The 25,954-nt window shown below is 66.7% G+C and carries 22 protein-coding genes and 1 pseudogene; 9 read left to right on the forward strand and 14 right to left on the reverse strand.

Going from position 1 to position 25,954, the window contains the following annotated elements:
• Positions 1–31: 31 nt before the first annotated feature.
• The 3 genes and pseudogenes from BMZ17_RS13590 to BMZ17_RS13600 form a co-directional block, all read right to left on the reverse strand.
• Positions 32–463: a barstar family protein gene (locus tag BMZ17_RS13590; RefSeq protein WP_093139078.1), complete on the reverse strand. Its 432-nt coding sequence runs from the start codon at positions 461–463 to the stop codon at positions 32–34.
• A pseudogene (locus BMZ17_RS13595) lies at positions 460–768 on the reverse strand (ribonuclease domain-containing protein); the annotation flags it as partial. The pseudogene BMZ17_RS13595 and the gene BMZ17_RS13590, both read right to left, overlap by 4 nt.
• 307 nt (positions 769–1,075) lie before the next feature.
• Positions 1,076–3,289, reverse strand: coding sequence for a beta-glucosidase family protein (locus BMZ17_RS13600; RefSeq protein ID WP_093139080.1), 2,214 nt, complete (start codon positions 3,287–3,289; stop codon positions 1,076–1,078).
• Positions 3,290–3,558: 269 nt separating this feature from the next.
• On the opposite strand from BMZ17_RS13600, the gene BMZ17_RS13605 reads away from it, so the two are divergent.
• From BMZ17_RS13605 to BMZ17_RS21170, 3 genes are all read left to right on the forward strand, one after another.
• A complete protein-coding gene (locus BMZ17_RS13605; RefSeq protein ID WP_093139081.1) occupies positions 3,559–5,136 on the forward strand; it encodes a POT-type proton-dependent oligopeptide transporter in 1,578 nt (525 codons plus the stop codon).
• A gap of 36 nt (positions 5,137–5,172) precedes the next feature.
• Positions 5,173–5,778 (forward strand): rhomboid family intramembrane serine protease, encoded by a 606-nt coding sequence (locus BMZ17_RS13610; RefSeq protein WP_093139082.1) that lies wholly within the window; start codon positions 5,173–5,175, stop codon positions 5,776–5,778.
• Positions 5,779–5,889: 111 nt separating this feature from the next.
• Positions 5,890–6,630, forward strand: coding sequence for a hypothetical protein (locus tag BMZ17_RS21170; protein WP_175485587.1), 741 nt, complete (start codon positions 5,890–5,892; stop codon positions 6,628–6,630).
• A 100-nt stretch (positions 6,631–6,730) separates the two neighbouring features.
• Here the strand turns inward: BMZ17_RS21170 and BMZ17_RS13620 are convergent, their stop codons facing one another.
• Positions 6,731–6,940 (reverse strand): hypothetical protein, encoded by a 210-nt coding sequence (locus BMZ17_RS13620; protein WP_093139083.1) that lies wholly within the window; start codon positions 6,938–6,940, stop codon positions 6,731–6,733.
• A gap of 200 nt (positions 6,941–7,140) precedes the next feature.
• On the opposite strand from BMZ17_RS13620, the gene BMZ17_RS13625 reads away from it, so the two are divergent.
• Both BMZ17_RS13625 and BMZ17_RS13630 read left to right on the forward strand, forming a co-directional pair.
• A complete protein-coding gene (locus BMZ17_RS13625) occupies positions 7,141–7,428 on the forward strand; it encodes a GNAT family N-acetyltransferase (protein WP_093139084.1) in 288 nt (95 codons plus the stop codon).
• 38 nt (positions 7,429–7,466) lie between these two features.
• Positions 7,467–8,306, forward strand: coding sequence for a DUF3298 and DUF4163 domain-containing protein (locus tag BMZ17_RS13630; RefSeq protein WP_093139085.1), 840 nt, complete (start codon positions 7,467–7,469; stop codon positions 8,304–8,306).
• A gap of 58 nt (positions 8,307–8,364) precedes the next feature.
• On the opposite strand, the gene BMZ17_RS13635 is transcribed toward BMZ17_RS13630, so the two are convergent.
• Positions 8,365–8,757, reverse strand: a complete 393-nt coding sequence (locus tag BMZ17_RS13635; RefSeq protein ID WP_254775299.1) for a DUF3175 domain-containing protein — start codon at positions 8,755–8,757, stop codon at positions 8,365–8,367.
• A 175-nt stretch (positions 8,758–8,932) separates the two neighbouring features.
• On the opposite strand from BMZ17_RS13635, the gene BMZ17_RS13640 reads away from it, so the two are divergent.
• On the forward strand, positions 8,933–13,300 hold the full coding sequence (locus BMZ17_RS13640; RefSeq protein WP_093139812.1) for a DEAD/DEAH box helicase: 4,368 nt from the start codon (positions 8,933–8,935) through the stop codon (positions 13,298–13,300).
• Positions 13,301–13,373: 73 nt separating this feature from the next.
• Here the strand turns inward: BMZ17_RS13640 and BMZ17_RS13645 are convergent, their stop codons facing one another.
• From BMZ17_RS13645 to rlmJ, 8 genes are all read right to left on the reverse strand, one after another.
• Complete coding sequence (locus tag BMZ17_RS13645; RefSeq protein WP_093139087.1) at positions 13,374–13,673, reverse strand: hypothetical protein; 300 nt, start codon at positions 13,671–13,673, stop codon at positions 13,374–13,376.
• Between the two features lie 40 nt (positions 13,674–13,713).
• The gene (locus tag BMZ17_RS13650; protein WP_093139088.1) at positions 13,714–14,097 is read right to left on the reverse strand and encodes a hypothetical protein; all 384 of its coding nucleotides are present in this window, start codon (positions 14,095–14,097) and stop codon (positions 13,714–13,716) included.
• A gap of 159 nt (positions 14,098–14,256) precedes the next feature.
• Positions 14,257–14,670 carry an MAPEG family protein gene (locus BMZ17_RS13655; RefSeq protein ID WP_093139089.1) on the reverse strand — a complete coding sequence of 138 codons (414 nt, stop codon included), beginning with the start codon at positions 14,668–14,670 and terminating at the stop codon, positions 14,257–14,259.
• 51 nt (positions 14,671–14,721) lie between these two features.
• Positions 14,722–15,102, reverse strand: a complete 381-nt coding sequence (locus BMZ17_RS13660; RefSeq protein WP_093139090.1) for a VOC family protein — start codon at positions 15,100–15,102, stop codon at positions 14,722–14,724.
• Positions 15,103–15,169: 67 nt separating this feature from the next.
• Positions 15,170–15,838, reverse strand: a complete 669-nt coding sequence (locus tag BMZ17_RS13665) for a DUF6928 family protein (RefSeq protein ID WP_093139091.1) — start codon at positions 15,836–15,838, stop codon at positions 15,170–15,172.
• Positions 15,839–15,923: 85 nt separating this feature from the next.
• Positions 15,924–19,400 (reverse strand): transcription-repair coupling factor, encoded by a 3,477-nt coding sequence (gene mfd, locus BMZ17_RS13670; protein WP_093139092.1) that lies wholly within the window; start codon positions 19,398–19,400, stop codon positions 15,924–15,926.
• A 150-nt stretch (positions 19,401–19,550) separates the two neighbouring features.
• Positions 19,551–20,135 carry a GNAT family N-acetyltransferase gene (locus BMZ17_RS13675; protein ID WP_093139093.1) on the reverse strand — a complete coding sequence of 195 codons (585 nt, stop codon included), beginning with the start codon at positions 20,133–20,135 and terminating at the stop codon, positions 19,551–19,553.
• Positions 20,136–20,225: 90 nt separating this feature from the next.
• Positions 20,226–21,083 (reverse strand): 23S rRNA (adenine(2030)-N(6))-methyltransferase RlmJ, encoded by an 858-nt coding sequence (rlmJ, locus tag BMZ17_RS13680; protein WP_093139094.1) that lies wholly within the window; start codon positions 21,081–21,083, stop codon positions 20,226–20,228.
• Positions 21,084–21,117: 34 nt separating this feature from the next.
• Between rlmJ and creB the strand changes: the two genes are divergently transcribed.
• On the forward strand, positions 21,118–21,801 hold the full coding sequence (gene creB, locus BMZ17_RS13685; RefSeq protein WP_093139095.1) for a two-component system response regulator CreB: 684 nt from the start codon (positions 21,118–21,120) through the stop codon (positions 21,799–21,801).
• Positions 21,802–21,804: 3 nt separating this feature from the next.
• Positions 21,805–23,241 carry a two-component system sensor histidine kinase CreC gene (gene creC, locus BMZ17_RS13690; protein WP_093139096.1) on the forward strand — a complete coding sequence of 479 codons (1,437 nt, stop codon included), beginning with the start codon at positions 21,805–21,807 and terminating at the stop codon, positions 23,239–23,241.
• Between the two features lie 630 nt (positions 23,242–23,871).
• Here the strand turns inward: creC and BMZ17_RS13695 are convergent.
• A complete protein-coding gene (locus tag BMZ17_RS13695; RefSeq protein ID WP_093139817.1) occupies positions 23,872–25,182 on the reverse strand; it encodes an omega-aminotransferase AptA in 1,311 nt (436 codons plus the stop codon).
• Between the two features lie 204 nt (positions 25,183–25,386).
• Between BMZ17_RS13695 and BMZ17_RS13700 the strand changes: the two genes are divergently transcribed.
• Entirely contained in the window at positions 25,387–25,935 is a 549-nt protein-coding gene (locus tag BMZ17_RS13700) for a cupin domain-containing protein (protein WP_093139097.1), read from the forward strand.
• Positions 25,936–25,954 lie beyond the last annotated feature (19 nt).

Here is a 25,954-nt window from a genome sequence, read left to right on the forward strand (position 1 = left end):
GCAGCTTCGGCCGTGGCTGCGAAGCGCGGTGTCAGTCTTCGAGTTCGGCCATGTCCTTGTCGCGCAGCGCCAGGAACGCCCAGAACGGCACCTCGCGCGCCCCCCAGGCACGCTGGGCCTCGTCCAGGATCGCCACCAGCGTGTCGAAGTCCGGCTCGTTGTGGACGTGCAGCTCGCCGGCGCCTTCCAGCAACAGCACGTAGCCCGGCGCCGGCAGCCAGGCCAGGTCGCGCAGGCTGTCCAGCAGGCCGTCCCAGTTCCGTCCCGACGACATCGGGAAATCCAGCGCCACCGCCATCCGCAGCAGCAGGGTGCGCTTGTCGCGGGCACCCATCAGGTCCACCCGCCGCACCAGCAGCTGCGCATCGAAGGCGAATGCCGCCAGCACGTCCAGGTCCTGCCCGCTGACGAAGAACACGCCGGCGTGGGCGGGATCTTCAAGATGCGGATCGTGGCTGCTCATGGCCCGGAGACCTGGAAGGGACGGAAACTGGCGTAGTGGTCGTCCGTGTACCAGTACGTGCTTGGCGGAGTGCCGCCGGTGATGATGCGCCTTGCGCCACGGTGCGCAAGCCCCGGCGTCTCGACGGTGTATTCGTGATACCAGCCACGCGGCTGCTGGGGCAGGTGGCCTTCGTAATTGCCGAATACGCCGCCGTCCTGCGGATGCGCAAACGGCCCGCCGCGGGCGATCAGGGCCAATGTCTGGCGGGCTTCTGCGGGAAGAAATGTCGGGAGGGCGTCGCCGCGATTCGCGGTGCTTGGCGCGGTTGGTCTAGGGGCTTCCGTACCCGGTCGGCCAGCCTCATGAGGCGTGTTGCCATGTGGCCCCTGGAACCAGAACGCAGCCAACGCCAGTGCGCCGGCGGCCAGCACGCTGCTCCAGGTCTTGGTTCCCCGGTACGGACGCGTGCGCGATCCCCGACGCGACATGCGCTTCCCCTGTTCAGGTTGAGGTCCGAAGTGTCGGCCGATGACACGCGCTTGTAAACGGGTCGGGCTGTGGCGATCGGTCAACCGGATGCGATGTTGAAACCGATCGTGGTGCCCGCGTCGGCCGGCGCCACGGGGTTCATCACTCCAGCGTCTGCGCCGGCAGGGCCAGCGTGATCGCTTCCAGCGGCGTGGCCGCGTCGCTGCCCAGCCACACCTTGTAGGTGCCGGCCGCGACCTTCCAGGCCTTGGCGCTGGCGTCGTAGCGGGCCAGGCGCTCGGCCGGGATGGCGATGCGCACGTGCTGGCTGGCGCCGGGCTGCAGTTCCAGCTTGTCGAAGCCGATCAGGCGCAGCGGGCTGCCGTCCGGCGCGTTGGCGTAGAGCTGCGGCACCGCGTGGCCGGCGCGGGCGCCGGTGTTGGTGACGTCCAGTTCGGCCACCAGCTGCGTGCCGTCCTGGCTGACCTTGAGGTTTGCGTAGCGGAAGCGGGTGTAGCCCAGGCCGTAGCCGAACGGGAACAGCGGCCGGTAGCCCTCGCGCGCGAACCAGCGATAGCCGACGTCGGCGCCTTCGATGTTGTAGTCGATGTTCAAGTCCGGGGTGGTCTTGTTGCCCGCACCTGAGCCGACGATCACCGGGCGCGGCAGCTGGCTTTCGTTCTGCGGCCAGCTCAGCGGCAGGCGGCCGCCGGGCTCGGCCTGGCCGGTCAGCAGGCGGGCGATGGCCTGGCCACCGCGACTGCCGGGGAACCACACCTGCAGCACCGACTGCACCTGCGACAGCCACGGCAGGCGCACCGGATTGCCGGCCTGCAGCACCACGACCGTGCGCGGATTGGCCTTCGCCACGGCTTCGATCAGCGCGTCCTGGTGGTCGCTCAAGGTCATGCTGGGCGTGTCCAGGCTCTCGGCGGCCCACTGCTGGGCGACGACGATGACGACCTCGGAGTTCGCCGCCAGTGCAGCGGCGGCCGCTGGATCCTTGCCGTCGTTGTAGGTGATCTCGGTGTTCGGTGCGGCCTCGCGCAATGCCTTCAAAGGCGAGTCAGGCAGGATCATCACCGGGCCTGGCCAGCCGGTCGGCTCCAGATCGGGCACGGCGTTGCCTTCGGGCGGACGCACCATCGACGAACCGCCGCCGCTCCACACGCCGGCATCGGCATGGGCGCCGATGACCGCAATCGCCTTGATGCTGTTCGACAGCGGCAGCAACGCACCCTGGTTGCGTAGCAGCACCGCGCCGGCTTCGGCGGCGTCGCGCGACACCCGGCCATCGCCCTCGAAATCCACCGTCTGCGGCACGCTGATCGGGTAGTCCACATCACCGTGGGCAATCAGTGTGCGCAGCACGCGCTGGGCCATGTCGTCGATTCGCGCCTGCGGCACTTCGCCCTTGGCCACGGCCGCGCGCAGCGGCTTGTCGAACCACACCTGCTTGTCGAACACCTCGCCGGCCGACTGCTGGTCCAGCCCGGCCAGTGCCGCTTTGGCCGCGGTGTGCGCGCCGCCCCAGTCGCTCATCACATAACCGGGGAACTTCCATTCGCCCTTGAGCACGGTGGTCAGCAGCCAGGCGTGTTCGCCGGCATAGGTGCCGTTGACCTTGTTGTAGGCGCTCATCACCGCGCCGGGCTGGCCGATGTCGTAGGCGATCTTGAACGCGCGCAGGTCCGATTCGCGCAGCGCGGTCTCGTCGATGTCGGCGCTGTGGAAGTTGCGGTGGGTTTCCAGGTCGTTGATCGCGAAGTGCTTGAGCGTGGACACCACATGGTTGGACTGCACGCCGGCGATCGCGTTGCCGACGATGGCGCCGGCCAGCAGCGGATCTTCGCCGGCGTATTCGAAGTTGCGGCCGTTGCGCGGGTCGCGCACCAGGTTGACGCCACCGGCCAGCAGCACGTTGAAGCCTTTCTGCCGCGCCTGGCGGCCGATCATCTCGCCGCCAGCGCGGGCGATGGCCGGGTCCCAGCTGGCGGCCACGCCGAGCATGGCGGGCAGGGCGGTCGAGCCGGTGCCCGAGGCGCCCGGATGCGCGGTGCCCTGGCCGGCGTCGGATTCCTGGATCGCCGGGATGCCCACGCGCGGGATCGGCGGCATGTAGCCGGCCGCGCCGTAGCTGCCCTGGGGCTGCTTGCCCTTGTTGGAATCGAAGCCGAACTCGGTGCGCAGCAGGCGGTACTTTTCGTCTTCGGTCAGCGCCTGCACCCAGGCCTTGGCGCGGGCGTCGGGCGACTGGCTGCGGTCCATCCAGGCCGGCGTGGTGCCGGCGGGCGCGGCCTCCTGCGCACGTGCAGCGTTAGGCAGGGCGGCGGAGACGGCCAGCAGCAGGGCCAGGGGCATCGGGTGGATGGACATGCGGTTTCCCTCCCAGGAATGGAATCGGAGTCAGTGGAGACCTGGTCGCGGGGCGAGGCTTCCTGCCGCAGAAGACGGCGGGCGAGCGATGGCGTTGGCGGAGCCGGATCAGCGTGTAATCGTTTTCAAGGCCGGCACATGATGCCAGCGCGACGCGGTTTCGCCGAGTCGACCAAAGACACATGGCGCCGCGTATCGATGACAGGGTGGTCAGCGAGGTCGCGGCGGGGCTCGGGTAGGCTTGGATGATTCCTGTCCGAAGTTCCGTAATGACCGACGCCTTGCAGCCTGCGGCCCGTTTGCCGCGCCAGATTCCTTTCATCATCGGCAACGAAGGCTGCGAACGCTTCAGCTTCTACGGGATGCGCAATATCCTGACCTCGTTCCTGATCGGCACCCTGCTGCTGTATGCGCCGGAAGCCGATCGCGCGGCGATGGCCAAGGATGTGTTCCACAGCTTCGTCATCGGGGTGTACTTCTTCCCGCTGCTGGGCGGCTGGCTGGCCGACCGCTACTTCGGCAAATACAACACGGTGCTGTGGTTCTCGCTGATCTACTGCGCCGGACACGCGTGCCTGGCGATCTTCGAGGACCACCGGCAGGGGTTCTACACCGGGCTGTTCCTGATCGCGCTGGGCTCGGGCGGGATCAAGCCGCTGGTGGTGTCCTTCGTCGGCGACCAGTTCGACCAGAGCAACAAGCATCTGGCCCGGATGGTGTTCGATGCCTTTTACTGGATCATCAATTTCGGCTCGTTCTTTGCCGCGTTGCTGACGCCGATCCTGCTGCGCAGCCACGGGCCGGCGGTGGCCTTCGGTGTGCCGGGCGTGTTGATGCTGATCGCCACGATCGTGTTCTGGCTGGGGCGCAAGCGGTACGTGCATGTGCCGCCGGCCGCGGCCGATCCGCATGCTTTCCTCAAGGTGGTGCGTTCGGCACTGCTGGCGCGTGCGCCGGGGCAGGGCCGTCCGGGGTTGATCGTGGCTGGGCTTGGCGGGGTGTTGGCACTGGGGGCGCTGGCGGCGATTCCGGTGCTGGGCTTCGTCGCGTCGGCCTGCTTGGCGCTGGGATTGGTGATCGCCTTTGGCGGTGCGGGTGCCTCCCTGCAACTGGAGCGCGCCCGCGCGCTGCATCCGGGTGAAGCGGTCGACGGCGTGCGTGCAGTGCTGCGCATCCTGATCGTGTTCGCGCTGACCACGCCGTTCTTTTCGCTGTTCGACCAGAAGGCTTCCACCTGGGTGCTGCAGGGCCAGGCGATGGTGATTCCGCACCACCTGGCCTGGTGGCCGAGCTGGCTGGTCAAGGATGCCGCGCAGATGCAGGCGCTCAATCCGCTGCTGGTGATGCTGCTGATCCCGTTCAACAATCTGGTGCTATATCCGCTGCTGCGGCGGATCGGGATCGAACCTACGCCGCTGCGGCGCATGGGCGTGGGCATCGGCCTGGCGTGCCTGGCCTGGGTGTTCGCCGGCGGCCTGCAGCTGGAGATGGACAGCGGCGTGCCGGTGTCGCTGGCCTGGCAGATCGTGCCCTATGCCTTGCTGACCCTGGGCGAAGTGCTGCTGTCGGCCACCGCGCTGGAGTTCGCCTACAGCCAGGCGCCGGCGGCGATGAAGGGCGTGATCATGGCCTTCTGGTACCTGGCCAGCACCTTCGGCAGCCTGTGGGTGCTGCTGACCAATGCCGGCGTGCGCAACGAGGCGGTCACCCGCCAGATCACCAGTGCGGGCCTGAGCGAGAACGCCTTCCTGATGTTCTTCTTCGCCGGCTTCGCCCTGGTGGCGACGCTGGCCTTCGCCTGGTACGCACGACGCTATCCGATGCAGGACAATTACCGCACCGCCTGACCGGGCGGGCTTCCAACGCTCACTGCTAGGGTTTCGATGTTCACTCTGATCCTCATCGCCGTCACCACCGTGGTGTCGCTGCTGGCCCTCAACAACCGCCGCATCGCCGACCGGCTGATCCTGTGGCCGCCGGCCATCGACAAGAAGCACCAGTACGACCGCCTGGTCACGCATGGCTTCATCCATGCCGACTTCATGCACCTGTTCTTCAACATGTTCACCCTGTTCTTTTTTGGCCGGCAGATCGAAGGCTTCATGGAAGACCAGACCGGCACGCTGTGGGTGTTCCCGCTGTTCTATCTCTCGGCGCTGGTGGTGGCGATCCTGCCGACCTACCTCAAGCACCAGAAGGACCCCAACTACATGAGCCTGGGCGCTTCGGGCGCGGTGTCGGCGGTGCTGTTTGCCTTCATCCTGCTGGCACCGTGGTCCAAGATCTTCGTGTTCGTCATCCCGATGCCGGCGATCCTGTTCGCCATCCTCTACGTGGCCTACAGCATCTGGATGGACCGCCGCGGCGGCGACCGCGTCAACCACAGCGCGCACCTGGCCGGGGCGGCCTACGGCTTGATGTTCATGCTGATCATGCGTCCGCAAGTGCTGCAGCACTTCCTGTCGGAGATGAGCCGGCCGACGTTCTGACGGGCCTGCAAGCGCGCGCTGGGGCCTGAATCCCGGCGCGCACGGCTCACTGCTTCTGAATGTTTCGCGTGTTATCCAAGACCGTGTGTGAGCAATCAGGAGCACTGCACGATGGCAACACGCACCCGCAAGGCCGCGACCAAGAAGGCCGCGAAGAAAGCCACCAAGAAGACCGCCGCCAAGAAGGCGGTCGTCAAAAAGGTCGCCAAGAAGGCCGCAAAGAAAGTCGTCAAGAAGGCTGTGAAAAAGTCAGCTGTCAAGACCGCCGCGCGCAAGGCCGTGAAGAAGTCCACGGTCAAGAAGGCGGCGGAAAAAGCGACCAAGAAAGCGACCAAACAGGTCGCGCGCAAGGTCGCCAAGAAAACGCTCGCGAAAAAGTCGCCGGCCAAGGTCGCGAAGAAATCCGTCGCCAAGAAGGTCGCGAAGAAAGCGGGCAAGAAGGCCGTTGCCAAGAAGGCCGCCAAGACCCCTGCGCTCAAGAAGGTGGTCGCCAAGAAGGCGCCAGCGAAGAAGGCCGCCGTCATCACCAAGCGCACGCCTGTCTCCAAGACGCGGGTGCTGGATACGCGCAAGCCGCCTAGGGCGCCGCGCAAGAAGAAGGTGACGCCGGAGCAGGCGCTGGCCAAGACCCAGGAACTGCTGGCGGCCAAGCAGGAACACGATCGCCAGCCGCAGCCGTGGCAGCTGCTGGACGACACTGTGGGCCACACCTCCGACGGCGGCTTCGTTCCGCTGGAGGCCGCGGCTAAGGCCAACGAGCTGCATCTGGCCGAAAGCCGGGTCAAGGCGGTGCAGGGCAGTGCCTCGGTGCAGGATCGCCGCAACCAGGGCAAGCGTGACAACCGCGGCTGAGGCCGCGGTTTCCCTCCCAGCGCACCGGCCAAAAAAAACGGGCGACCCCCGTCACCCGTTGTTTCAATATTGAAGCTGGTGTTCTGGGCGGCTTGCCAAATCAGGAACCGGCAAGCGCGCTGTTGTGCTGGGCAAAGGTGACGTCTTCGTTCTCGTAGGACGAAATCAGGCGCTCATACACCGCATTGTTGAGGCGCTCGAATTCCCAATCCTGCGTATGGCCGGTCACGGCAAGCTGGTACAACCCCTCGAGCAGCGTGAAGTCGCTCGGTCCACCACTGCTTTGAAACGCGTCTTCGATGTGGCTCATTGCACTTCCCCTGTCCAGATGATCTCGGGGTGGTCAATGCAGGAAGCGTGCCAAGCGTTCAGTCGGGGTTTGGCTGCCCCGGAAAGCCCGCAGTGGCGGGCTTTTTGCCGGAAAGTGACGCAATTGGGCCATCCTTGGCGAAGGCTGCGTCAGTCCTGGCCCGGCCGGCATGTTTCTCCCTTCCAGACAGGTCCAGGCGTATGCCATCGCGTGTCCAGCACGAGCCACAGGCCAGCCGATTCCGGCTGGAGGTCCAAGGTCAGTCGGCGATCCTGGACTACCGCATGGTCGAGGGCCGGATGCATCTGGTGCACACCGTGGTGCCCGAGGCGCTGCGCAACCAGGGGCTGGCGGCCGAGCTGACCGAAGCCGCCCTGGCCCATGCACGCGCGCAGGGTTTGAAAGTGGTGCCGGCGTGCTCCTATGCGGCTGCCTTTCTGCAGCGCCATCCCGAATACGCCACGCTGGTCGCAGCATCGGGCCACTGACAGATGGGTACACTTCCGCGGTACCCGTCTTGGTAAGGATGTCGAACGTGGGAACCGGAAAGACCATCGTCGTGTCGCTGCTGCTGACCAGCCTGCTGGCCGCCTGCAACCAGCCGCCTGCCACGCCCACGGGCAGCACGCCGCCGCCTGCGTCCACGCCAGCCGAAGTACCTGCTGCGACGCCTGCAACGGATACGACCCTGCACGACGTCGCCGAATCCGATCCGCGTTACGTCGTGGGGATCAGCTATCCGGACAAGATCAATCAGTACCCGGGCCTGGCCAAGGCCGTCGGCGATTACGCCAACGCCGCGCGCGCCGAGCTGATGCAGGCCGTCAACGGGCTGGGGAGCGAGAAGCCACCGGCACCGTACGAGCTGTCGCTGGCCTTCGAGATGGTGGCTGATACGCCCGAAGTCGTCTCGGTCTCCGCCGATGGCGGCCGGTACACCGGCGGCGCCCATGGCGAACCGCTGGTCGCGCGCTTCACCTGGCTGCCGAAGCACGAAGCCCTGCTGACCACGCAGACCATGCTGCCAACGCCTGAAGGCCTGCAGGCCGTGAGCAGCTATGTGCGCGAGCAACTGCACACCAGCGCTTCGCTGCGCGCCGATGGCGACGGCATGACGCCGGAAGACCGCGCGCAGCTGTTGCAGTCGGCTAACAAGATGATCGATGAAGGCACCGGCCCGGACGCGGCCAACTTCAGCCAGTTCCAGCCGGTGATGAATGCGGACGGCCATATCGCGGCGATCCGCTTCGTGTTCCCGCCCTACCAGGTCGGTTCGTACGCCGACGGCACCCAGACCGTGGATGTGCCGGCGCAGGTGCTGCAGGCCTACGTGGCGCCGGACTACGCCGGACTGTTCCTCAAGTAGGACGACACCCCAAGCCTGCGCCGCATGCATGGCATACGGCCAGGAGGGCGAATGACGCTCAAGCCGCCTTGCGCGGCTTGCCGTACAGGTCGCGGAGTTCGTCCTTGGCCTGTTCCAGGATGTCCACGCGACGTTGCGGCAAGGTCTTGCCTGCGCGGTTGATGTAGAAGACCAGCATGGACATGGCCGAGCGGAACGGCGGCGCCTTGCGGCGCATGCTGGATTCAGCGGATTGCTTCAGGGCGCGTGCGATGGCGCGGGGATCTTCCTGCTCGAAGACGGCAGGTTGCAGCTCGGGTGCTTCGGTGTGGTCGTTGCCGGTTTGGGACCAGCGCGGTGCTTCTAGCGTGTCTTCCTCGTATCCATGCTTGAGAGCCATCATCGGTGTTCGTCCTCTTGTGTCGCGCAGTCGGGGGATGCCTACGCGGGCAACCACGACGCTATCGACCAAGACGTAAAACATGTGGCAACCGGTTGTTGGCAAAACCTTCAGGCAGCGTGTACAGATGTGGCCTGCATCCCAATTCGTGTCAGGCGAGCGGTCACAGCAGTACCGCAACGCACATTGACCGACGTGATCGGCGCCCCCATGTTGGATCCACTCCCTGACTTTCGTGCGCCTGGTCATGTCCGCGATCGAGCACTTCCATCCTGCCGTGCAGCGCTGGTTCGACGCGACCTTCGCCGCGCCAACGCAGGCGCAGGTACAGGCTTGGCCATCGATCCAGGCCGGACGCCACACCCTGGTCGCGGCACCGACGGGATCGGGCAAGACCCTGACCGCCTTCCTCGCTGCGCTGGACGCGCTGGTGCGCGAAGGCGTGGAAGCAGGCGGCGTGCTGCCCGACCAGACGCGCGTGGTCTACGTGTCGCCGCTCAAGGCGTTATCCAACGACATTCATCTGAACCTGGAGGCGCCGCTGGCGGGCATTCGCGCGCAGTTGGCGCAGCTGCAGTTGCCGGACGTGGCGATCCGCACCGCGGTACGTACCGGCGATACGCCGCAGCGTGAGCGTGCCGCGGCGCGCCGGTTGCCGCCGCATGTGCTGGTGACCACGCCCGAATCGCTGTACGTGCTGCTGGGCAGCGAGTCGGGCAGGGCATCGTTGCGCCACGTGCAGACCGTGATCGTGGATGAGATCCACGCCGTCGCCGCGGGCAAGCGGGGCAGCCATCTGGCGCTGTCGCTGGAGCGGTTGCAGCACCTGTGCGCCGCACCGCTCACCCGGGTTGGACTGTCGGCCACGCAGAAGCCGATCCAGGACGTCGCCTGCTTCCTGGTCGGCGCGGCGCAGGTGACCGATGGCATCCCCGACTGCGCCATCGTCGATATCGGCTACACCCGCCAGCGCGATCTGGCACTGGAGCTGCCGCCCACGCCGCTGTCGGCGGTGATGTCGGGCGACCAGCTGCAGCAGGTATTCGAACGCATCGCCACGCTGGTGCGTGCCCATCGCACCACGCTAGTGTTCGTCAACACCCGGCGCATGGCCGAGCGCGTCACCCGCCATCTGGGCGAACTGCTCGGCAAGGAGGTCGTGGCCGCGCATCACGGTAGCCTGGCGCGCGACGCGCGGCTGCTGGCCGAGCAGCGCCTCAAGGCCGGCCAGCTTCAGGTGCTGGTCGCCACCGCCTCGCTGGAGCTGGGCCTGGATATCGGCGATGTCGACTTGGTCTGCCAGATCGGCTCGCCGCGCTCGATCGCCACCTTCCTGCAGCGCGCCGGCCGTTCGGGCCATGCGGTGGGCGGCACGCCGAAGGCGCGGCTGTTCCCGCAATCGCGCGACGAGCTGGTCGAGTGCGCGGCGTTGCTCGATGCAATCAAGCGTGGCGAGCTGGATGCGCTGCGCATCCCCGAAGCGCCGCGCGATGTGCTGGCGCAACAGCTGATCGCCGAGATCGCCGCGCAGGATTGGGACGAGGACGCCCTGTTCGCATTGGTGCGGCGCGCGTGGCCGTATGCACGGTTGTCGCGACAGGACTTCGACGCGGTGGTCCGGATGCTGTCCGAAGGCTTTGCCACCCGCAACGGGCAGCGCGCCGGCTACGTACACCACGACGCGGTCAACGGCCGCCTTCGCCAGCGCCGCGGCGCGCGCATGACCGCGCTGACCAGCGGCGGCACGATCCCCGAGACCGGCGATTACAGCGTGCTGCTGGAGCCGCAGTCGGACACGATCGGGACGGTCAACGAAGACTTCGCCATCGAGAGCCTCGCCGGTGACGTGTTCCAGCTGGGCAACACCAGCTACCGCATCCTGCGCGTCGAACCAGGCCGGCTGCGGGTGGAGGACGCGCGCGGCGCGGCGCCGAACATCCCGTTCTGGATCGGCGAAGCGCCCGGGCGTACCGATGAGCTCTCGCATGCCGTCTCGCGCCTGCGCACGCAGGTGAGCGAGGCGATGGCTCGCGGCGGCCATGACGCCGTGCTGGCCATGCTGCGCGATGCGTTGGCGCTGGAGGCCGAAGCGGCCCGCCAGATCGCCGATTACCTGTGCGCTGCCTCGCTGGCGCTGGGCACCTTGCCGACCCAGCAACAACTGGTGATGGAGCGGTTCTTCGACGGTTCCGGCGGCACTCAACTGGTGATCCACAGTCCGTACGGCAGCCGGCTCAATCGCGCCTGGGGCCTGGCGTTGCGCAAGCGCTTCTGCCGCACCTTCAATTTCGAGCTGCAGGCCGCCGCGACCGAAGACGCGATCATCCTCTCGCTTTCCACCAGTCACAGCTTTCCGCTGGAAGAAGTCTGGCATTACCTCAAGTCTGGCAGTGCCTTGCACGTGCTGGTGCAGGCCTTGCTGGATGCGCCGCTGTTCGGCGCGCGCTGGCGATGGAACGCCACCAATGCCATGGCGCTGCCGCGCTTCACCGGCGGGCGCAAGGTCGCCCCACAGCTGCAGCGCATGAAGTCCGAAGACCTGCTGGCCACGGTGTTCCCGGACCAGGTGGCCTGCGCCGAAAACCTGGTGGGCGAGCGCGAAGTGCCCGATCACCCGCTTGTCGCGCAGACGCTGGAGGATTGCCTGCACGAGGCCATGGACGCGCAAGGCTGGCTGGCGCTGCTGGCGCGGATGGAAGCGGGGCAGGTGCAACTGCTCGCCCGCGACCTGGCGGCGCCATCGCCGCTGGCGGCCGAGGTGCTGCAGGCCAAGCCATACGCCTTCCTCGACGATGCGCCGCTGGAGGAGCGTCGCACCCAGGCGGTGCGGGCGCGGCGTTACACCGATCCGGACACGGTCGACGACTTGGGGCGCCTGGATCCGGAAGCCATTGCCGCCGTGCGCGTGGAAGCCTGGCCGCAGGTGCGCGATGCCGACGAGATGCACGAGGCGTTGACCGGTCTGGGCCTGCTGACGCCGGACGAGGTCGCCGCGAACGTGGGCTGGGACGCGTGGCTGGCGGCATTGGCCAAGGACGGCCGCGCCGCCCGGTTGTGCGACGGCGCAGGCGCGCCCGGACTGTGGATCGGCGCGGAGCGCCTGGCCCAGTTCGGCCCGCTGTATCCGCAGGCGCATCCCACGCCACCGATCCGCGTGCCGCGTGGCCATGCCGTGGAGGATTGGCAGCCGGAAACCGCGCTGCGCGAACTGCTGCGCGCGCGGCTGTCCGGCTTCGGCCCTGTGCCGGCGGCGGTGCTCGCCGCCGACCTGCACCTGCCGCAGCGCGACGTGGAGGTGGCGCTGCTGGCCCTGCAGCGCGATGGCTTCGTGATCGCCGGGCGCCTGAGTCCGGGCGCACAACACGAGGAATGGTGCGAGCGGCACCTGCTGGCGCGCATCCATCGCTACACGCTGGGGCGGCTGCGGCGCGAGATCGAACCGGTGCCGGTGCGCGACTACGCGCGGTTCCTGTTCCAGTGGCAGCACGTCGATGCCGATACGCGCGTGGCTGGGCCTGAAGCGCTGGCCGGCGTGCTGGCCCAGCTGGAAGGCTACGAAGCCCAGGCTGCGGTCTGGGAAAGCGAGCTGCTGTCGGCCCGCGTGCACGACTATGCACCGGCGTGGCTGGACGAACTCTGCGTCGCCGGGCGCACGCTGTGGACGCGCCTGCGACCGCCGCCGAATACGGTAGGGAAAGGCGGTGGTACCTCGCTGCGTTCGACGCCGCTGCTGCTGTTGCCACGGCGCAGCGCGGGCCACTGGACACGGCTGGCGCCGGAAGGCGAGGGCGAGGCTGCGCTGGGATCGCGTGCGCAGCGCGTGGCCGATTACCTGGCCACGCATGGCGCCTCGTTTTTCGACGAGATCGCCGACGGCACGCGGTTGATGTCGACCGAGCTGGAGGACGCGTTGTCCGAACTGGTCGCCCGTGGCCGGGTGCATTGCGACAGCTTCGGCGGCCTGCGCGCGCTGTTGGTGCCGGCCTCCAAGCGGCCTTCTGCCTTGTCACGCCGGCGTCGGCGGGTGCCCCTGTTCGGTATTCAGGATGCGGGGCGCTGGGCGCTGGTCCGCGCGCGTCCGACCGTCGATGCGGCTGCCCCCGATGCACGCGCGCTGGAAGCTGAAGCCCGCCGCGAATCGGTCGAACACATCGCCCGCCTGCTGCTGCAGCGCTATGGCGTGGTGGGCTGGCGCCTGCTGGAACGCGAAGCCGGCTGGCTGCCGGCCTGGCGCGAACTGGTGCGCGTCTACCAGCGGCTGGAGGCACGTGGCGAGATCCGCGGCGGGCGTTTCATCGATGGGCTGTCCGGCGAGCAGTTCGCGCTGCCCGAGGCGATCGGCCTGCTGCGCGAGACGCGCCGCCGGGCACACGATGGCCGCTTCATCAGTCTGTCGGCCTCGGACCCGGCCAACCTGTTGGGCAGCGTGCTGCCGGGCGACCGCGTGGCGCGCGTGCCGGGCAACCGCGTGGTGTTCCGCGACGGCATCCCGGTGGCGACCTGGATCGGCGATCGTTTCGAGGCGCTGGTCCCGTTGGATGCCGAGACGCGTGCCGAAGTGCTGGCAAGCTTGACCGGGCGCGCGTCACGCCTGCAGGCCTTGCTGCCGGAGTAAGCGGGTTGGCAGGGTCAGCGCTGCGGCTTGAGTCACGCACGGTGTTCGAGCAAGCCGATGCCGCGTTCTCCGATCAGTGTCGCGGTCCCGTCGTCACGTCCACTGCCTGGATCACGATCCCGCCGAAACGCGCCTCGTCGGCACGGCAGGCAATGCCATCCACATAGCAGTCATGGCTGGCGTAGGGCGCGCCGGACTGCGCATAGCGCGCGATGAAGCCACCGGACAACGATGCATTGGCAAACACCAGGCGATGTCCATCGCGATCGGCGGCGCGCGCGGCACAGGCCGGGCACAGGTAGCGCGGATAGCGCGGACTGGGGATGACCTCGGTACTGCAGATCGGGCACGCCTGGCGCTGGGGCAGGTCCATCAGGCGCGCACTCCGTGTGAGTTGCGGAAGACAGCGGTACTCATAGGTAAGTCTCCAGCTGCAGAGACAGCAGCGAGCCCACCAGCGCGACGAAGAGTAGCGCCATGGCCAGGCACAAGGTGCCAGCCACGAGCTTGAACGAGGCCATCAGGACGCGGCCGTTGCCGAGTTGGCCTTCACTGACTTCGGGCCACAGGTACCAAGCCGTTGGCAGGGCCCAACAGACGACAAGGAAAGCGGCCGATAGGCCCGGCGCGTCGGGCGAAAACCCGATCATCATCGCCAACGGGGGCATCAGCAGCACGCTGGCCAGACAGGTCAGCCAGAAGCGGCGATGCGGCCGCGGCGCACGCCAGCGCCAGTCGTCGGCCACCCGCGCCTGTGGCGGTGCGTAATCGAGCGCCTGGTCCCCCATGTGCTGCATCGGTGGCATCCCTCCCTGGAAAGCGGCGTTGCGCGGCCGGCACACCATGCACCAGCCACACGCCGCGGCGAATTATTGCCCAGCCGCAGGAGTACGGTTTCGCAAACCCGAACAGGACGTGGCCGCTGGCAATCGCATCGCAATCAAGGTGCTGGCGATTCAGGCCTGCCGCGTGACGAAACCTGCGACCAGCAGGCCCCACAACCCCAGCACTGCCAGGAAGTTGAAGGTGAACACCAGCCCGCGCAGCCGCACGTTGCGGGTCAGGATCTGCACGCCGCTATGCAGCACCCGTCCGGCGATGAAGGCCCAGGCCAGCGCCTGCGCCGCGGCGCCCGTGCCCATGGGAAACAGCATCAACAGCACGCAGGCCACGTGGAAGAACAGCGGCCACTCGAACTGATTGGAGAGATTGGCGCTGATGCGCGGCTCCACGCCGGCCAGGGGATTGCTGCCATCGGCCCGCCGGCCCACGCCCCACACCGCCGGCGCCCGCGCCACGGTCAGGGCGACGTACAACAGCGCCGCCCATGCGACATGGGCGGCCATGGGAATCACAAGGAACTGTGGCATCGAAATCCTGTTCGTGGTTGCTTGATCCAGCGATGCTTACCGAGCTTTTTGTTATCCGCCGACCGGCGGTTCCCACAGCTCGACCTTGTTGCCGTCCGGGTCGATGACCCAGCCGAACTTGCCTTGTTCCGAATCGCTGATCTTGTCCACGACGTCGCAACCTTCTTCGCGCAGGACGGCGAGCAACGCATCCAGATCATCGACCCGGAAGTTGATCATGAACGAGGCGGTGCTGGGTTCCATGTAACTGGTGTCGTGCGCGAACGGGCTCCAGATCGTCATGCCGGCCGCACTATCCGCGCCTCCCCACTGGAACACCGCGCCCCCCCATTCGCTGACGTCGAGGCCAAGGTGATCGCGATACCAGGCGCTGAGCGCTTTCGGGTCAGGCGATTTGAAGAAGATGCCGCCAATGCCGGTGACACGTTTCATGATTCTTCTCCCAGGAAATGAATGGTCCCGCTTTCGTCAGAGTGCTTGGTGGATTTGAGAACGGCGGTCACCAAAATTTCCACCAAGCTTTCTTGTGCGTTTTGACTCGCTTGAAAATCAATAGAGGAATTGACTCGGAATCTAACGGTGCTAACGCTGTGCCGTACACGCCCTCCAATTGATAACCGAAGAATGCCGCCAGCGCAGCTTCGCCGAGTTCAAGTGGATGGAAGACAAAGGGATAGGTTTCGCCGGCCTGGGCCTCGGCTGGATCTATCGCGGGGTGATCACCTGCCCAGAAAGGCATTTCGAACTTGAACGGAGAACCGATGTTTTCCAGCACGCCGCTGTCCGGAGACAGGCTCAAACTACGAATGAGGTGCCTGTCGCGCCACTGCGCAAAGGCCAGCCAATCGACCACGCTGTGCATCGCGTGGAGTGTCACGGTTCCCGCACCGATGCGTTCAATGAAACGCATCGGAAGTTGCGATGGGTAGTCGAGCGCGAATTCGGCAGCAGCGACGATCGAGACGCCTGGGAAACACCCTAGGTAGATCTCGTCATCTGGCGGGCTGGTGAAACTTAAGCTCCCTTCGCCTACAAACTCCAACATCTCGCCGGGAAACATGCGTGCCGCAAGTTGATGCGTTGCGGCCCGATCCAGTCCAGGCTGTTTTGCGAGGGCGTAGCGGGCGTCTTGTTCCGATTGGACCAGCATCCATGTCTTGGCACCCATCTCACCGTCTTCCTAGCGTCGTTGTTCGCATCCTAGACAGAAACAGGAATCTTGGTGGTGTCGAACGCGGCAGACGTTGGGAGAATCAAGCCGCAGGCGCCAGCGCCGCCAGCAGTCCCTTCGCCGCGTTGAACCGGTCAGCCACTTCCAGTAGCGGGAGCTTGATCTTGAGCTTGTCCGGGCCGTCCATCGCGTAGATGCGCGGTTGCTTCTGGATCATCTGGATGACGGTCATCGGGTCCACCTTGGGCTTGCTGTCGAACACGATGCGGCCACCGTTCTCGCCCAGCTCCAGCTTGCGGATGCCCAGTTCGTCGGCCGTGAGCTTCAGTTCGGCCGTGGCGAACAGGTATTTCACCGGATCGGGCAGCAGGCCGAAGCGGTCGATCATCTCGACCTGCAGTTCGCGCAGTTCGTGCACGTCCGGTGCGCTGGAGATGCGCTTGTACAGGGTCAGGCGCGTGTGGACGTCGGGGAGGTAATCCTCAGGGATCAGCGCGGGTACGTGCAGGCCGATCTCGGCGCCTCGCGATTCACCGGCGTCCACGTCGGGCAGCTGGCCCTTGCGGATCGAGCGCACCGCGCGATCCAGCAGCTCGGTGTACAGGCTGAAGCCGATCTCGGCCATCTGGCCGCTCTGGTCTTCGCCCAGCAGCTCGCCGGCGCCGCGGATTTCCAGGTCGTGGGTGGACAGCATGAAGCCCGCGCCCAGTTCGTCCATCGAGGAAATCGCCTCCAGGCGACGGCGCGCGTCATCGGTCAGCGAGCGTGTTTCCGGTGCGACCAGGTACGCGTACGAGCGATGGTGCGAACGTCCGACGCGGCCACGCAACTGGTGCAACTGGGCCAGGCCGAAGCGGTCGGCGCGGTTGATGATGATGGTGTTGGCGTTGGGGATGTCGATGCCCGATTCGATGATCGTCGAGCACAGCAGCACGTTGAAACGCTGCTTCTGGAAGCCCAGCATCACCTGTTCCAGCTCGCGCTCGGGCATCTGGCCGTGGGCGACGCCGATGCGCGCTTCCGGCACGAGGATCTGCAGGTCGCGCTGCATGCGGCCGATGCTTTCCACGTCGTTGTGCAGGAAGTAGACCTGGCCGCCGCGCGCCAACTCGCGTTGGAACGCCTCGCGTAGCAACGCCTCATCCCACACGGTGACGAAGGTCTGCACCGCCATGCGGTTGGCTGGCGGGGTGGCGATGATCGACAGGTCGCGCAGGCCGGCCATGGCCATGTTGAGCGTGCGCGGGATCGGCGTGGCGGTCAGGGTCAGCAGGTGGACGTTCGCGCGCAGCGCCTTGAGGCCTTCCTTCTGGCGCACGCCGAAACGTTGTTCCTCATCGACGATGACCAAGCCCAGATCCTTGAACTTCACGTCCGGCTGCAGCAGGCGATGGGTGCCGACGATCACGTCCAGCTGGCCGTCAGCCAGCTTGGCCAGCTCGGCCTTGATCTCCTTGGGCGTCTTGAAGCGCGACAGCACTTCCACGCGCAGCGGCCAGTCGGCGAAGCGGTCGCGGAAATTGCGGTAATGCTGCTCGGCCAGCAGCGTGGTCGGTACCAGCACGGCGACCTGCTTGCCGGCGCTTGCGGCGGCGAAGGCCGCGCGCACGGCGACTTCGGTCTTGCCGAAACCCACGTCGCCGCAGACCACGCGGTCCATCGGCTGGCTGCTGGCCAGGTCGCGCAGCACCGAGTCGATGGCGTGCAGCTGGTCGGGCGTTTCCTCGAACGGGAAGGTCGCGGCGAACGGCTCGTACATCGCCCGGTCCACGTCCAGCGCCAGGCCGGCGCGCGCATGGCGGCGGGCCTGGATTTCCAGCAGTTCGGCGGCCACGTCGCGCACCTTCTCGGCGGCGCGGCGCTTGGCCTTGGTCCAGGCTTCGCCGCCGAGCGAATGCAGCGGCGCGGTTTCCACCGAGGCGCCGGAATAGCGGCTGATCAGATGCAGCTGCGCGACCGGCACGTACAGGCGATCGCCCTTGGCGTATTCGATCTCGACGTACTCGGCCGGCATGCCGCCGGCTTCCAGCGTGACCAGGCCGCGGTAACGGCCAACGCCGTGATCCTCGTGGACGATCGGCGCGCCTTCGGACAGCTCACCCAGGTCACGGATGATCGCCTCGGGTTCCTTGCCGCTGCGGCGCCGACGATGCGGCTGGCTGGCCCGCTCGGGGAACAGCTGGCGCTCGGTGAGCACGGCGATGCGCGGGTCTTCCAGCGCGAAGCCGTCTTCCAACGGCGCCACGGCGATGGCGAAGGGTTTGGCCTTGCCGCCGGTCTTGCCGAGGAAGGCGTTGAAGTCGGCCACGACCTCCGGCACCAGGCCGGCGGACTGCATGACTTCCATCAGCGCCTCGCGGCGGCCGGCCGAATCGGAAGCGATCATCACCCCGCCCGGATAGCCGGACAGGAAGGTCTTCAGCGCTTCACCTGCCGGCGCATCGCGCGGGGCCAGCGGCAGCGGCGGCAGGGCGACATCGCCAAGCGGCTTGGACTCTTCGAAGCGTGGATGCGTCGGACCACACAGCTCGATGCGCGGCAGCGTGTTGAGCACTTCGCGCAGCGGATTGGGCGCCAGGTACAGCTCGTCCGGCGGCAGCACCGGATGCTCGACATCGTGGCGACGCTGCTCGTAGCGCGACTGCGCCTGCAGCCAGAACGCATCGCCGTTGGCCAGCGCCGGTTCGGCCAGCAGCGGCAGCGCCTTGGGCCCGACGTAGTCGAACAGCGTCGCGGTCTGGTCGTAGAACAGCGGCAGGTAATACTCAACCCCGGCCGGGGCGATGCCGGATTTCAGATCCTGGTAGAGCGCGCTCTTGCGCGTATCCACGTCGAAACGCTCGCGCAGGGTGTTCATGGCCTTCTCGACGCTGCGCGGATCCAGCGGCACTTCGCGCCCAGGGAGGATGCGGATGGCGTCGGTCTTGTCCAGCGAGCGCTGGGTTTCCGGATCGAACGCGCGGATGGTGTCGATGTTCTCGTCGAACAGCTCGATCCGCAGCGGCGCCTTGGCGCCCATCGGGTACACGTCCAGCAGGCCGCCGCGCACGGCGAAATCTCCCGGGTCCTGCACCTGCGGCACGTTGCGGTAGCTGGCCGCTTCCAAGCGGCGCTTCTCCGCGTCGAAGTCGAGCTTCTGGCCGACCTTGTAGTCGAAGCTGCTGCCGGCCATGCGCGCCACCGGCGGCAGGCGCTGCATCAATGTCTGTATCGGAACCACCACGATCCCGCGGCCCAGCGTGGGCAGGCGGTTCAAGGCCGACAGGCGCTGGGAAATGATGTCCGGATGCGGGCTGAAGCGGTCGTAGGGCAGCGTCTCCCAATCCGGGAACGGCAGCACGGGCAGGTCGGCCTCGGGCCCCAGCAGGGTGTGCAGGTCCGATTCCAGCTGGTGCGCGGCCTGGTTGTCGGCGGCAATCGCCAGCAGCGGGCCGTCGTGCGCGCGCGCGGCCTGGATCAGATACCAGGCCAGAGCGGTCGGAGACGAAGGGGCGCGCCACCAGGCGCGCGACTGGCCGGCACGCGGCAGCGGCAGGGAAGGGGAAGACTTGCTCATCAGTCGCCCATTTTAACGTGCCGGGCCGGGCAAACCGCGTGACAGCGCGCTATGGCGCAGCGGCATAGCCTTGAGTCGACCATGCCTGCGGGAAGTGCAAGGGTCCGTCAGCCCGCTGTCGTGTCGGATGCGCCCGACGCGAGCAAGGTCGAATCAAGCCGCTGGCTGCGGATCCGGATCGCCGGCCTTGTCGCCCGCGGTCTCAAGGTCAAGCACCACCCGTGCCAGCCCCGGCGTGTCATGACTTGGCAGGACGCGGAAGCCCAGCGATTTGACCAGCTGCAGCATCGGCTGGTTGTCGTCCAGCACATCGCCATGCAGCTGCTGCAGATTGCGCCCGCGCGCCCACTTCACCAGGCGACGCATCAGATGCCGACCAACGCCCTGGCCGGCAATGAAGCGGCTGACCAGGATGGCGCACTCGGCATGCCGGGCGCCGTTAGGCACCCGGGCCCGCGCCACCGCGCCGACCAAAGCCTCGCCTGGAGGGAGTGGCTCGGCCGCAACCAGTGCGAATTCGCTACGGGGATCCGGACTGCACAGGCGGGCCGCCTGTTCTGCCGGGAGTTCAGCCATGGTCGTGAGAAAACGCTGTCGGATCTCGTGTGGCTCCAGCAGCGGGAATGCACCACGGATTGGCGCCGCATCCTCCTGCCTGATGGGGCGGATCAACAGTTCCCGGCCATCACGCAGCCGGAATTTCTCGTGCCAAGGCGGCAATCGCTTTTGCGCGCTCATGGATTCGATGCTGGCACGCGTGGAGTGAAAGCCGATTTGACATCCGGATTACACGAGAAAATTACATCGTGCGAGGCGCCACGGACAGGTTTATTCCGGCTGTTTCAGCCATTCCAGGCGGGTGGTGGCGCCGGTGTCGCCCAGCAGTTTCTGCAAGATCGGCAGGGCCGGGGCGATCTCCTGTTCCAGCTGCCAGGGCGCATTGATCATCAGCATGCCGCTGCCGGCCAGGCGCAGCGGCGAATCGTCCGCCCGCACCTGCAGCTCGGCCAGCCAGATGGATTTGGCCGGCAGCGCGGCCGCCTTGCGGAAGAACGGCAGCAGGGTGCGGCGCTGCTTGATCGGATACCAGATCGCCCAGGTCGCGTTGGGCCAGCGGGTCAGGCCTTCGCGCACGCTGGCGATGATCTGTGGATATTCGGCGTCCTGGGCCTCGTACGGCGGGTCGATCAGGACCAGGCCCCGGCCGAACTTGGTCTCGCCGATCCGCGGCGGCAGCAGCGCCTTGATCGCGCTGTAGCCATCGCGGCCGTGCACGGCTACGCGTGCGTCGCGGTGGAACAGATCGCGCAGGGCCGTGGCTTCCTCGGGCTGCAGCTCGCAGGCGGCCAGGCGGTCCTGCTCGCGCAGGTGCTGGGCCACCAGCAGCGGCGAGCCAGGATAGGCCACCAGCGCGCCGACCGGATTGTGCGACTGCACCGCGCGCAGGTAGCGCTCGATGCTTTCGTGCAGGCGCGCCTGGCCGAACAGCTTGAGCACGCCGTCCTCGGCCTCGGAGGTCTTGCGGCTTTCCGGCGAGGCCAGCAGGTAGTGGCCGCGGCCCGCGTGGGTATCCAGCACGAAGTACGGGCTGTCCTTGCGGTTCAGCGCCTCCATCAGGTTGACCAGCACCATGTGCTTGAGGACATCGGCGTGGTTGCCGGCGTGGAAGGCGTGTCGGTAATTCATCGGTAGAGGATAGAGGTCGCAGCGGGCCACGGCTATGCTGCGCGCCATGCCCAACGTGCTGGTCGTCGAAGATGAAGCCGCCATTGCCGACGCCGTGCTCTACGCGCTGCGCAGCGAAGGCCTGCAGGTCGAACATGTGACGCTGGCCCGCGAGGCGGTGCCGCGCGTGCGTGCGGGCGGCGTGGATGTGGTGGTGCTGGACGTGGGCCTGCCCGATGGCAATGGTTTCGACGTGTGCCGGCAGCTGCGCAGCTTCAGCGATGTGCCGGTGCTGTTCCTGACCGCGCGCAACGACGAGATCGACCGCGTGCTGGGCCTGGAGCTGGGCGCCGACGACTACATCGCCAAACCGTTCTCGCCGCGCGAGCTGGTCGCCAGGGTGCGCGCGCGCCTGCGTCGCAGCAACGCCGCGCCGGTCGAAGCGCCGGCGCAGGGCGACTTCAGCGTGGACCGCGATGGCCACCGGGTGCGTTATCGCAATCTCGTGCTGGACCTGACCCGCTACGAATACGCACTGCTGGCCGCGCTGTTGCAGCGCCCCGGCGCGATCCTGAGCCGCGCCCAGTTGATGGACCGCGGCTGGGACCGCGATGCCGACAGCGCTGATCGCACGGTGGACACCCACATCAAGACCCTGCGCGCCAAGCTGCGCGCGGCCGGCGTCGATCCCGATCCAGTGCGCACGCACCGGGGGATCGGTTATTCGCTGGAGCTGTAGCGGGTGAAGATCGGCCTTCGCCTGTTCCTGGGGTTCTTCCTGATCACCGGCCTGGCCGCGTTCTTCGTGATGCGCGTCTTCGTCAATGAAGTGAAGCCTGGCGTGCGCCAGGCGATGGAATCGACGCTGGTCGACACGGCCAACGTGCTGGCGGTGATGGCGGCCGACGACCTAGCGGCCGGCAGGATCAACGGCGGTACGTTCTCCCGCGACATGGAAGCGGCGGCCGAGCGCGAGGTGGATGCGCATATCTGGCAGATCCCCAAGAAGCGCGTCGATTACCGGGTCAGCATCACCGACGCGCACGGCGTGGTGGTGTTCGACTCGCGCGGGCGGGACCTTGGGCGTGACAATTCGCAGTGGAACGATGTCTATCGCACCCTGCGCGGTGAATACGGCGCGCGTTCCAGCCCCGAGTCACCACAGGACGAGGTCCACACCGTGATGCACGTGGCCGCGCCGATCTATGCGCCGGGCATGACGCCTAAAAAACTGATCGGCGTGTTGACCCTGTCGCAGCCCAATCGCACCTTCGAGCCCTTCATCGCGGCCAGCCAGCAGAGCATCCTGCGTCGCGGTGGCTGGCTGATCGGATTGTCCGCACTGATCGGACTGTTGATGACCTGGTGGCTGTCGCGCGGCATCGGCCGCCTCAATCGCTATGCCCAGGCGGTCAGCGCCGGCCAGCCGGTGGCGCCGCCCAAGCCGCGTCGCGACGAGATCGGGGACCTGGGCCGTGCGCTGGAAACCATGCGCCGCAAGCTGGAAGGCAAGGACTACGTCGAGCAGTACGTGCAGTCGCTGACCCACGAGATGAAAAGCCCGCTGGCTGGCATCCGTGGCGCGGCCGAGCTGCTGCAGGAGCCGTTGCCAGAGGCCGAGCGCCAGCGCTTCGCGCGCAACATCCTGGATCAGCAGCAGCGCCTGACCCTGACCATCGACAAGCTGCTGGCCCTGGCCGAAGTGGAACAGCACGGCTGGCTGCAAACGCGCGAGCGCGTGGTGCTGGCCGAGGTGTTCGCGCAAGCGGCCGAGGCGGTTGGTACCCGGCTGCGCGCGGCCGAGGTGGCGTTGGACATCGACGTCGCCGAAGGGCTGGCGGCGCAGGGTGACGGCTTCCTGCTACGCCAGGCGTTGTCCAACCTGCTGGATAACGCGATTGCGTTTTCACCCCGCGGCGGGCGGATCGGGTTGTCCGCGGTGGCGGACGGTGATCAGGTGAAGATCAGCGTGCGTGATGGCGGGCCGGGCGTGCCGGATTACGCGCTGGAGCGGGTGTTCGAGCGCTTCTATTCACTGGCGGCGCCGGCGACCGGGCAGCGCGGAACGGGCTTGGGGCTGCCGTTCGTGCGCGAGGTGGTGCGGTTGCATGGCGGCCGCGTGTCGTTGGGGAATGGTGAGGGTGGGGCGGTGGCGGTGGTGGTGTTACCGCGCGTTTGATTGCTGGTGTCTGATGTCGCCTTTCTCTGGAGCGAGAGCTTTCGTGCGGCTTCGCCGCCCGACCTACTTTCTTTGCTTGTGCAAAGAAAGGTAGGCAAAGAAGCGCTTTTCCACAGACGCATGTCTGGTCAACACACTCCGGGCGGCACGTCTGCTTCGCAGGTGCGCTATGTGACGAGGGATTTTTTGGAAGGGACATCCCTGTCCCTTCCAAAAACGACGTGCATCCATGCTCGTCGCCCTGCGGGTCTTTGTCTCGCCCCTCCGCCGTGCCTCACGGAGGGTTTGAGAGCGCAAGCCAGAGAAACAGAAGCAACAGCGGCAACAGCAAGGCAGCCGAGCAAGCCCGGCTGCCTTGGTTTTGGCTTTTGCTTTGGTTTCGCTCTTGATCTTCAGCGCCTTCAAAGCGAGCCGAGCACCGCAGGCGGAAACGGCCGAAGAGGCGCGGGTGTCTGAGCGAAGCGAGTTCCCGCGCCGTGCCGTTTCCGGCGAGGAGCGCAGGGGACCGATGCGCAGCATCGGCGAGTGTCAGGCGCTGGCGGTTTTGGCTACTTTTGCCAAGACAAAAGTGGCTCGCGCCGCGAAGCGGCGTGAAAGCCTTTGCTTTTTCTGCTCAATAAAAAGGACGGCCTACGCCGTCGCCCGAATCACATCCCCCAACACATTGAAGATCCGATCAATGTGTTCCTTCTCAAGGATCAACGGCGGCGACAGCGCGATCACATCGCCGGTCACGCGGGTCAGCATCTGCCCATCCTCGAACGCACGACGGAACACTTCGAACCCGCGTGCGCCCGGCGCATCGGCGCGTGGGGCGAACTCGATCGCGCCGATCAGGCCGAAGTTGCGGATGTCGATCACGTTGGGCAGGCCCTTGAGCGAATGCAGGCCTTGCTGCCAGTAGTCGCCCAGGTCGATCGCCTTTTCGAAGAGCTGTTCTTCTGCGTAGGTGTCCAGCGTGGCGAGCGCGGCCGCGCAGGCCAGTGGATGGCCGGAATAGGTGTAGCCGTGGAACAGGTCGATCGCGCTGTCCGGGCCGTGGGTGAAGGCATCGAAGATGTCCTCCGAGACGAACACCGCGCCCATCGGCACGCAGCCGTTGGTGATGCCCTTGGCAGCGGTGATGATGTCAGGCGTGACGCCGAAGCGCTGCGAGGCAAACGCCTTGCCGACGCGGCCGAAGCCGGTGATCACTTCGTCGAAGATCAGCACGATGCCGTGCTTGGTGCAGATCTCGCGGATTCGCTTGAGGTAGCCATCGGGCGGCAGGATCACGCCGGCGCTGCCGGAGATCGGCTCGACGATCACCGCGGCGATCGTGGACGGATCGTGCAGGGTGATCACGCGCTCCAGCTCGTCGGCCCATTCCACGCCGTGCGGCGGCAGGCCTTGCGAGAAACCGTTGCGTTCGATGTCCAGCGTGTGGCGCAGGTGGTCCACGCCGGGCAGGCCGGGGCCGAACCACTTGCGGTTGTTGGGCAGGCCGCCGACGGCGATGCCGCCGAAGCCGACGCCGTGGTACGCCTTCTCGCGGCCGATCAACCGCGTGCGCTGGCCCTCGCCGCGGGCGCGGTGGTAGGCCAGCGCGATCTTCAGCGCCGAGTCCACCGATTCGGAGCCGGAGTTCGTATAGAAGACGTGGTTGAGCTTGCCCGGCGTCAGCGCGGCCAGCCGCTCGGCCAGCACAAACGGCAGCGGCGAGGACATGGAGAAGTTGGGCGCGAAATCCAGCGTGCCGATCTGCTGCTTGATCGCCTCGACGATGCGCGGGCGCGCATGGCCGGCGTTGACGCACCACAGGCCGGCGCAGGCATCGAGGATTTCGCGGCCCTCGACGTCCTTGTAGTGCATGCCCGAGGCACTGGCCAGCAGGCGCGGCTTGGCCTTGAACGCCTTGTTGGCGGTGAAGGGCATCCAGAACGCCTCCATCGAGGCCGGCATCTGCGCGCCCAGCTCGGCGTAATGGGCGGCGTAGCCGGCGTTCGGGGACAGCGAATCGGCGCTCATGCGTACTCCGGCAGTCGGCCCAAGAGGGCGGGTCGGGCTAGCGTATCGCGTTGAAAAAACTTTACAACCAAGCCTGGAAAGGGGCTCAATGCGGCCGTAGTGTCAAGAATCCGCAACACGTTCGAGGGCCACGGGTCGATGGACATCGGTGCACGCCTGCAGCAGGTACGGACTTCCAAACAGCTGAGCCAGCGCGAGCTGGCCAAGCGCGTGGGTGTCACCAACAGCACCATTTCGCTGATCGAGCAGAACAAGGTCAGCCCGTCGGTGAGTTCGCTCAAGAAGGTGCTGGATGGCATCCCGATCTCGCTGGCCGATTTCTTCACCCTGGACCTGGATGCCGGACCGCCGGACAGCCCGTTCTACACCGTCGCCGACACGCCCGATGTGGGCAGCAACGGCGTGCACTATTTCCTGGTCGGCCAGCGCGTGACCCAGCGCCAGATGTGCATCCTGCGCGAGGTGATGCCGCCGGGCACCGATACCGGCGAGACGATGCTGGTCCATGCCGGCGAGGAAGGCGGCGTGGTGGTCTCCGGCGCTGTCGAGGTGACCGTCGGCGACCAGGTGCGCGTGCTCCAGGCCGGCGAAGGCTATTACTTCGAAAGCCGCGTGCCGCACCGGTTCCGCAACTTAAGCGATGCCGAGGCCGTCATCGTCAGTGCCAATACGCCTGCCACCTTCTGACTTTCCGCGCCTCCACAGG

Origin of the sequence: Pseudoxanthomonas sp. GM95 (assembly GCF_900109775.1) — a bacterium.
In the GTDB taxonomy this organism is placed as follows: domain Bacteria; phylum Pseudomonadota; class Gammaproteobacteria; order Xanthomonadales; family Xanthomonadaceae; genus Pseudoxanthomonas_A.

Bases quoted from the DNA above. Each gene is read 5' to 3' on its own strand.
- BMZ17_RS13630 (WP_093139085.1), top strand. From the start codon at position 7,467: ATGTCGAACGTGGGAACCGGAAAGACCATCGTCGTGTCGCTGCTGCTG.
- rlmJ (WP_093139094.1), bottom strand. From the start codon at position 21,083: ATGAATTACCGACACGCCTTCCACGCCGGCAACCACGCCGATGTCCTC.
- BMZ17_RS13665 (WP_093139091.1), bottom strand. From the start codon at position 15,838: ATGGGTGCCAAGACATGGATGCTGGTCCAATCGGAACAAGACGCCCGC.
- BMZ17_RS13600 (WP_093139080.1), bottom strand. From the start codon at position 3,289: ATGTCCATCCACCCGATGCCCCTGGCCCTGCTGCTGGCCGTCTCCGCC.
- BMZ17_RS13640 (WP_093139812.1), top strand. From the start codon at position 8,933: ATGTCCGCGATCGAGCACTTCCATCCTGCCGTGCAGCGCTGGTTCGAC.
- BMZ17_RS13645 (WP_093139087.1), bottom strand. From the start codon at position 13,673: ATGGACCTGCCCCAGCGCCAGGCGTGCCCGATCTGCAGTACCGAGGTC.
- BMZ17_RS13625 (WP_093139084.1), top strand. From the start codon at position 7,141: ATGCCATCGCGTGTCCAGCACGAGCCACAGGCCAGCCGATTCCGGCTG.
- BMZ17_RS13675 (WP_093139093.1), bottom strand. From the start codon at position 20,135: ATGAGCGCGCAAAAGCGATTGCCGCCTTGGCACGAGAAATTCCGGCTG.
- BMZ17_RS13660 (WP_093139090.1), bottom strand. From the start codon at position 15,102: ATGAAACGTGTCACCGGCATTGGCGGCATCTTCTTCAAATCGCCTGAC.
- BMZ17_RS13590 (WP_093139078.1), bottom strand. From the start codon at position 463: ATGAGCAGCCACGATCCGCATCTTGAAGATCCCGCCCACGCCGGCGTG.
- BMZ17_RS13605 (WP_093139081.1), top strand. From the start codon at position 3,559: ATGACCGACGCCTTGCAGCCTGCGGCCCGTTTGCCGCGCCAGATTCCT.
- BMZ17_RS13650 (WP_093139088.1), bottom strand. From the start codon at position 14,097: ATGCAGCACATGGGGGACCAGGCGCTCGATTACGCACCGCCACAGGCG.
- BMZ17_RS13655 (WP_093139089.1), bottom strand. From the start codon at position 14,670: ATGCCACAGTTCCTTGTGATTCCCATGGCCGCCCATGTCGCATGGGCG.
- BMZ17_RS13620 (WP_093139083.1), bottom strand. From the start codon at position 6,940: ATGAGCCACATCGAAGACGCGTTTCAAAGCAGTGGTGGACCGAGCGAC.
- BMZ17_RS13695 (WP_093139817.1), bottom strand. From the start codon at position 25,182: ATGCCGGCCTCGATGGAGGCGTTCTGGATGCCCTTCACCGCCAACAAG.
- creB (WP_093139095.1), top strand. From the start codon at position 21,118: ATGCTGCGCGCCATGCCCAACGTGCTGGTCGTCGAAGATGAAGCCGCC.
- BMZ17_RS13700 (WP_093139097.1), top strand. From the start codon at position 25,387: ATGGACATCGGTGCACGCCTGCAGCAGGTACGGACTTCCAAACAGCTG.
- BMZ17_RS21170 (WP_175485587.1), top strand. From the start codon at position 5,890: ATGGCAACACGCACCCGCAAGGCCGCGACCAAGAAGGCCGCGAAGAAA.
- BMZ17_RS13610 (WP_093139082.1), top strand. From the start codon at position 5,173: ATGTTCACTCTGATCCTCATCGCCGTCACCACCGTGGTGTCGCTGCTG.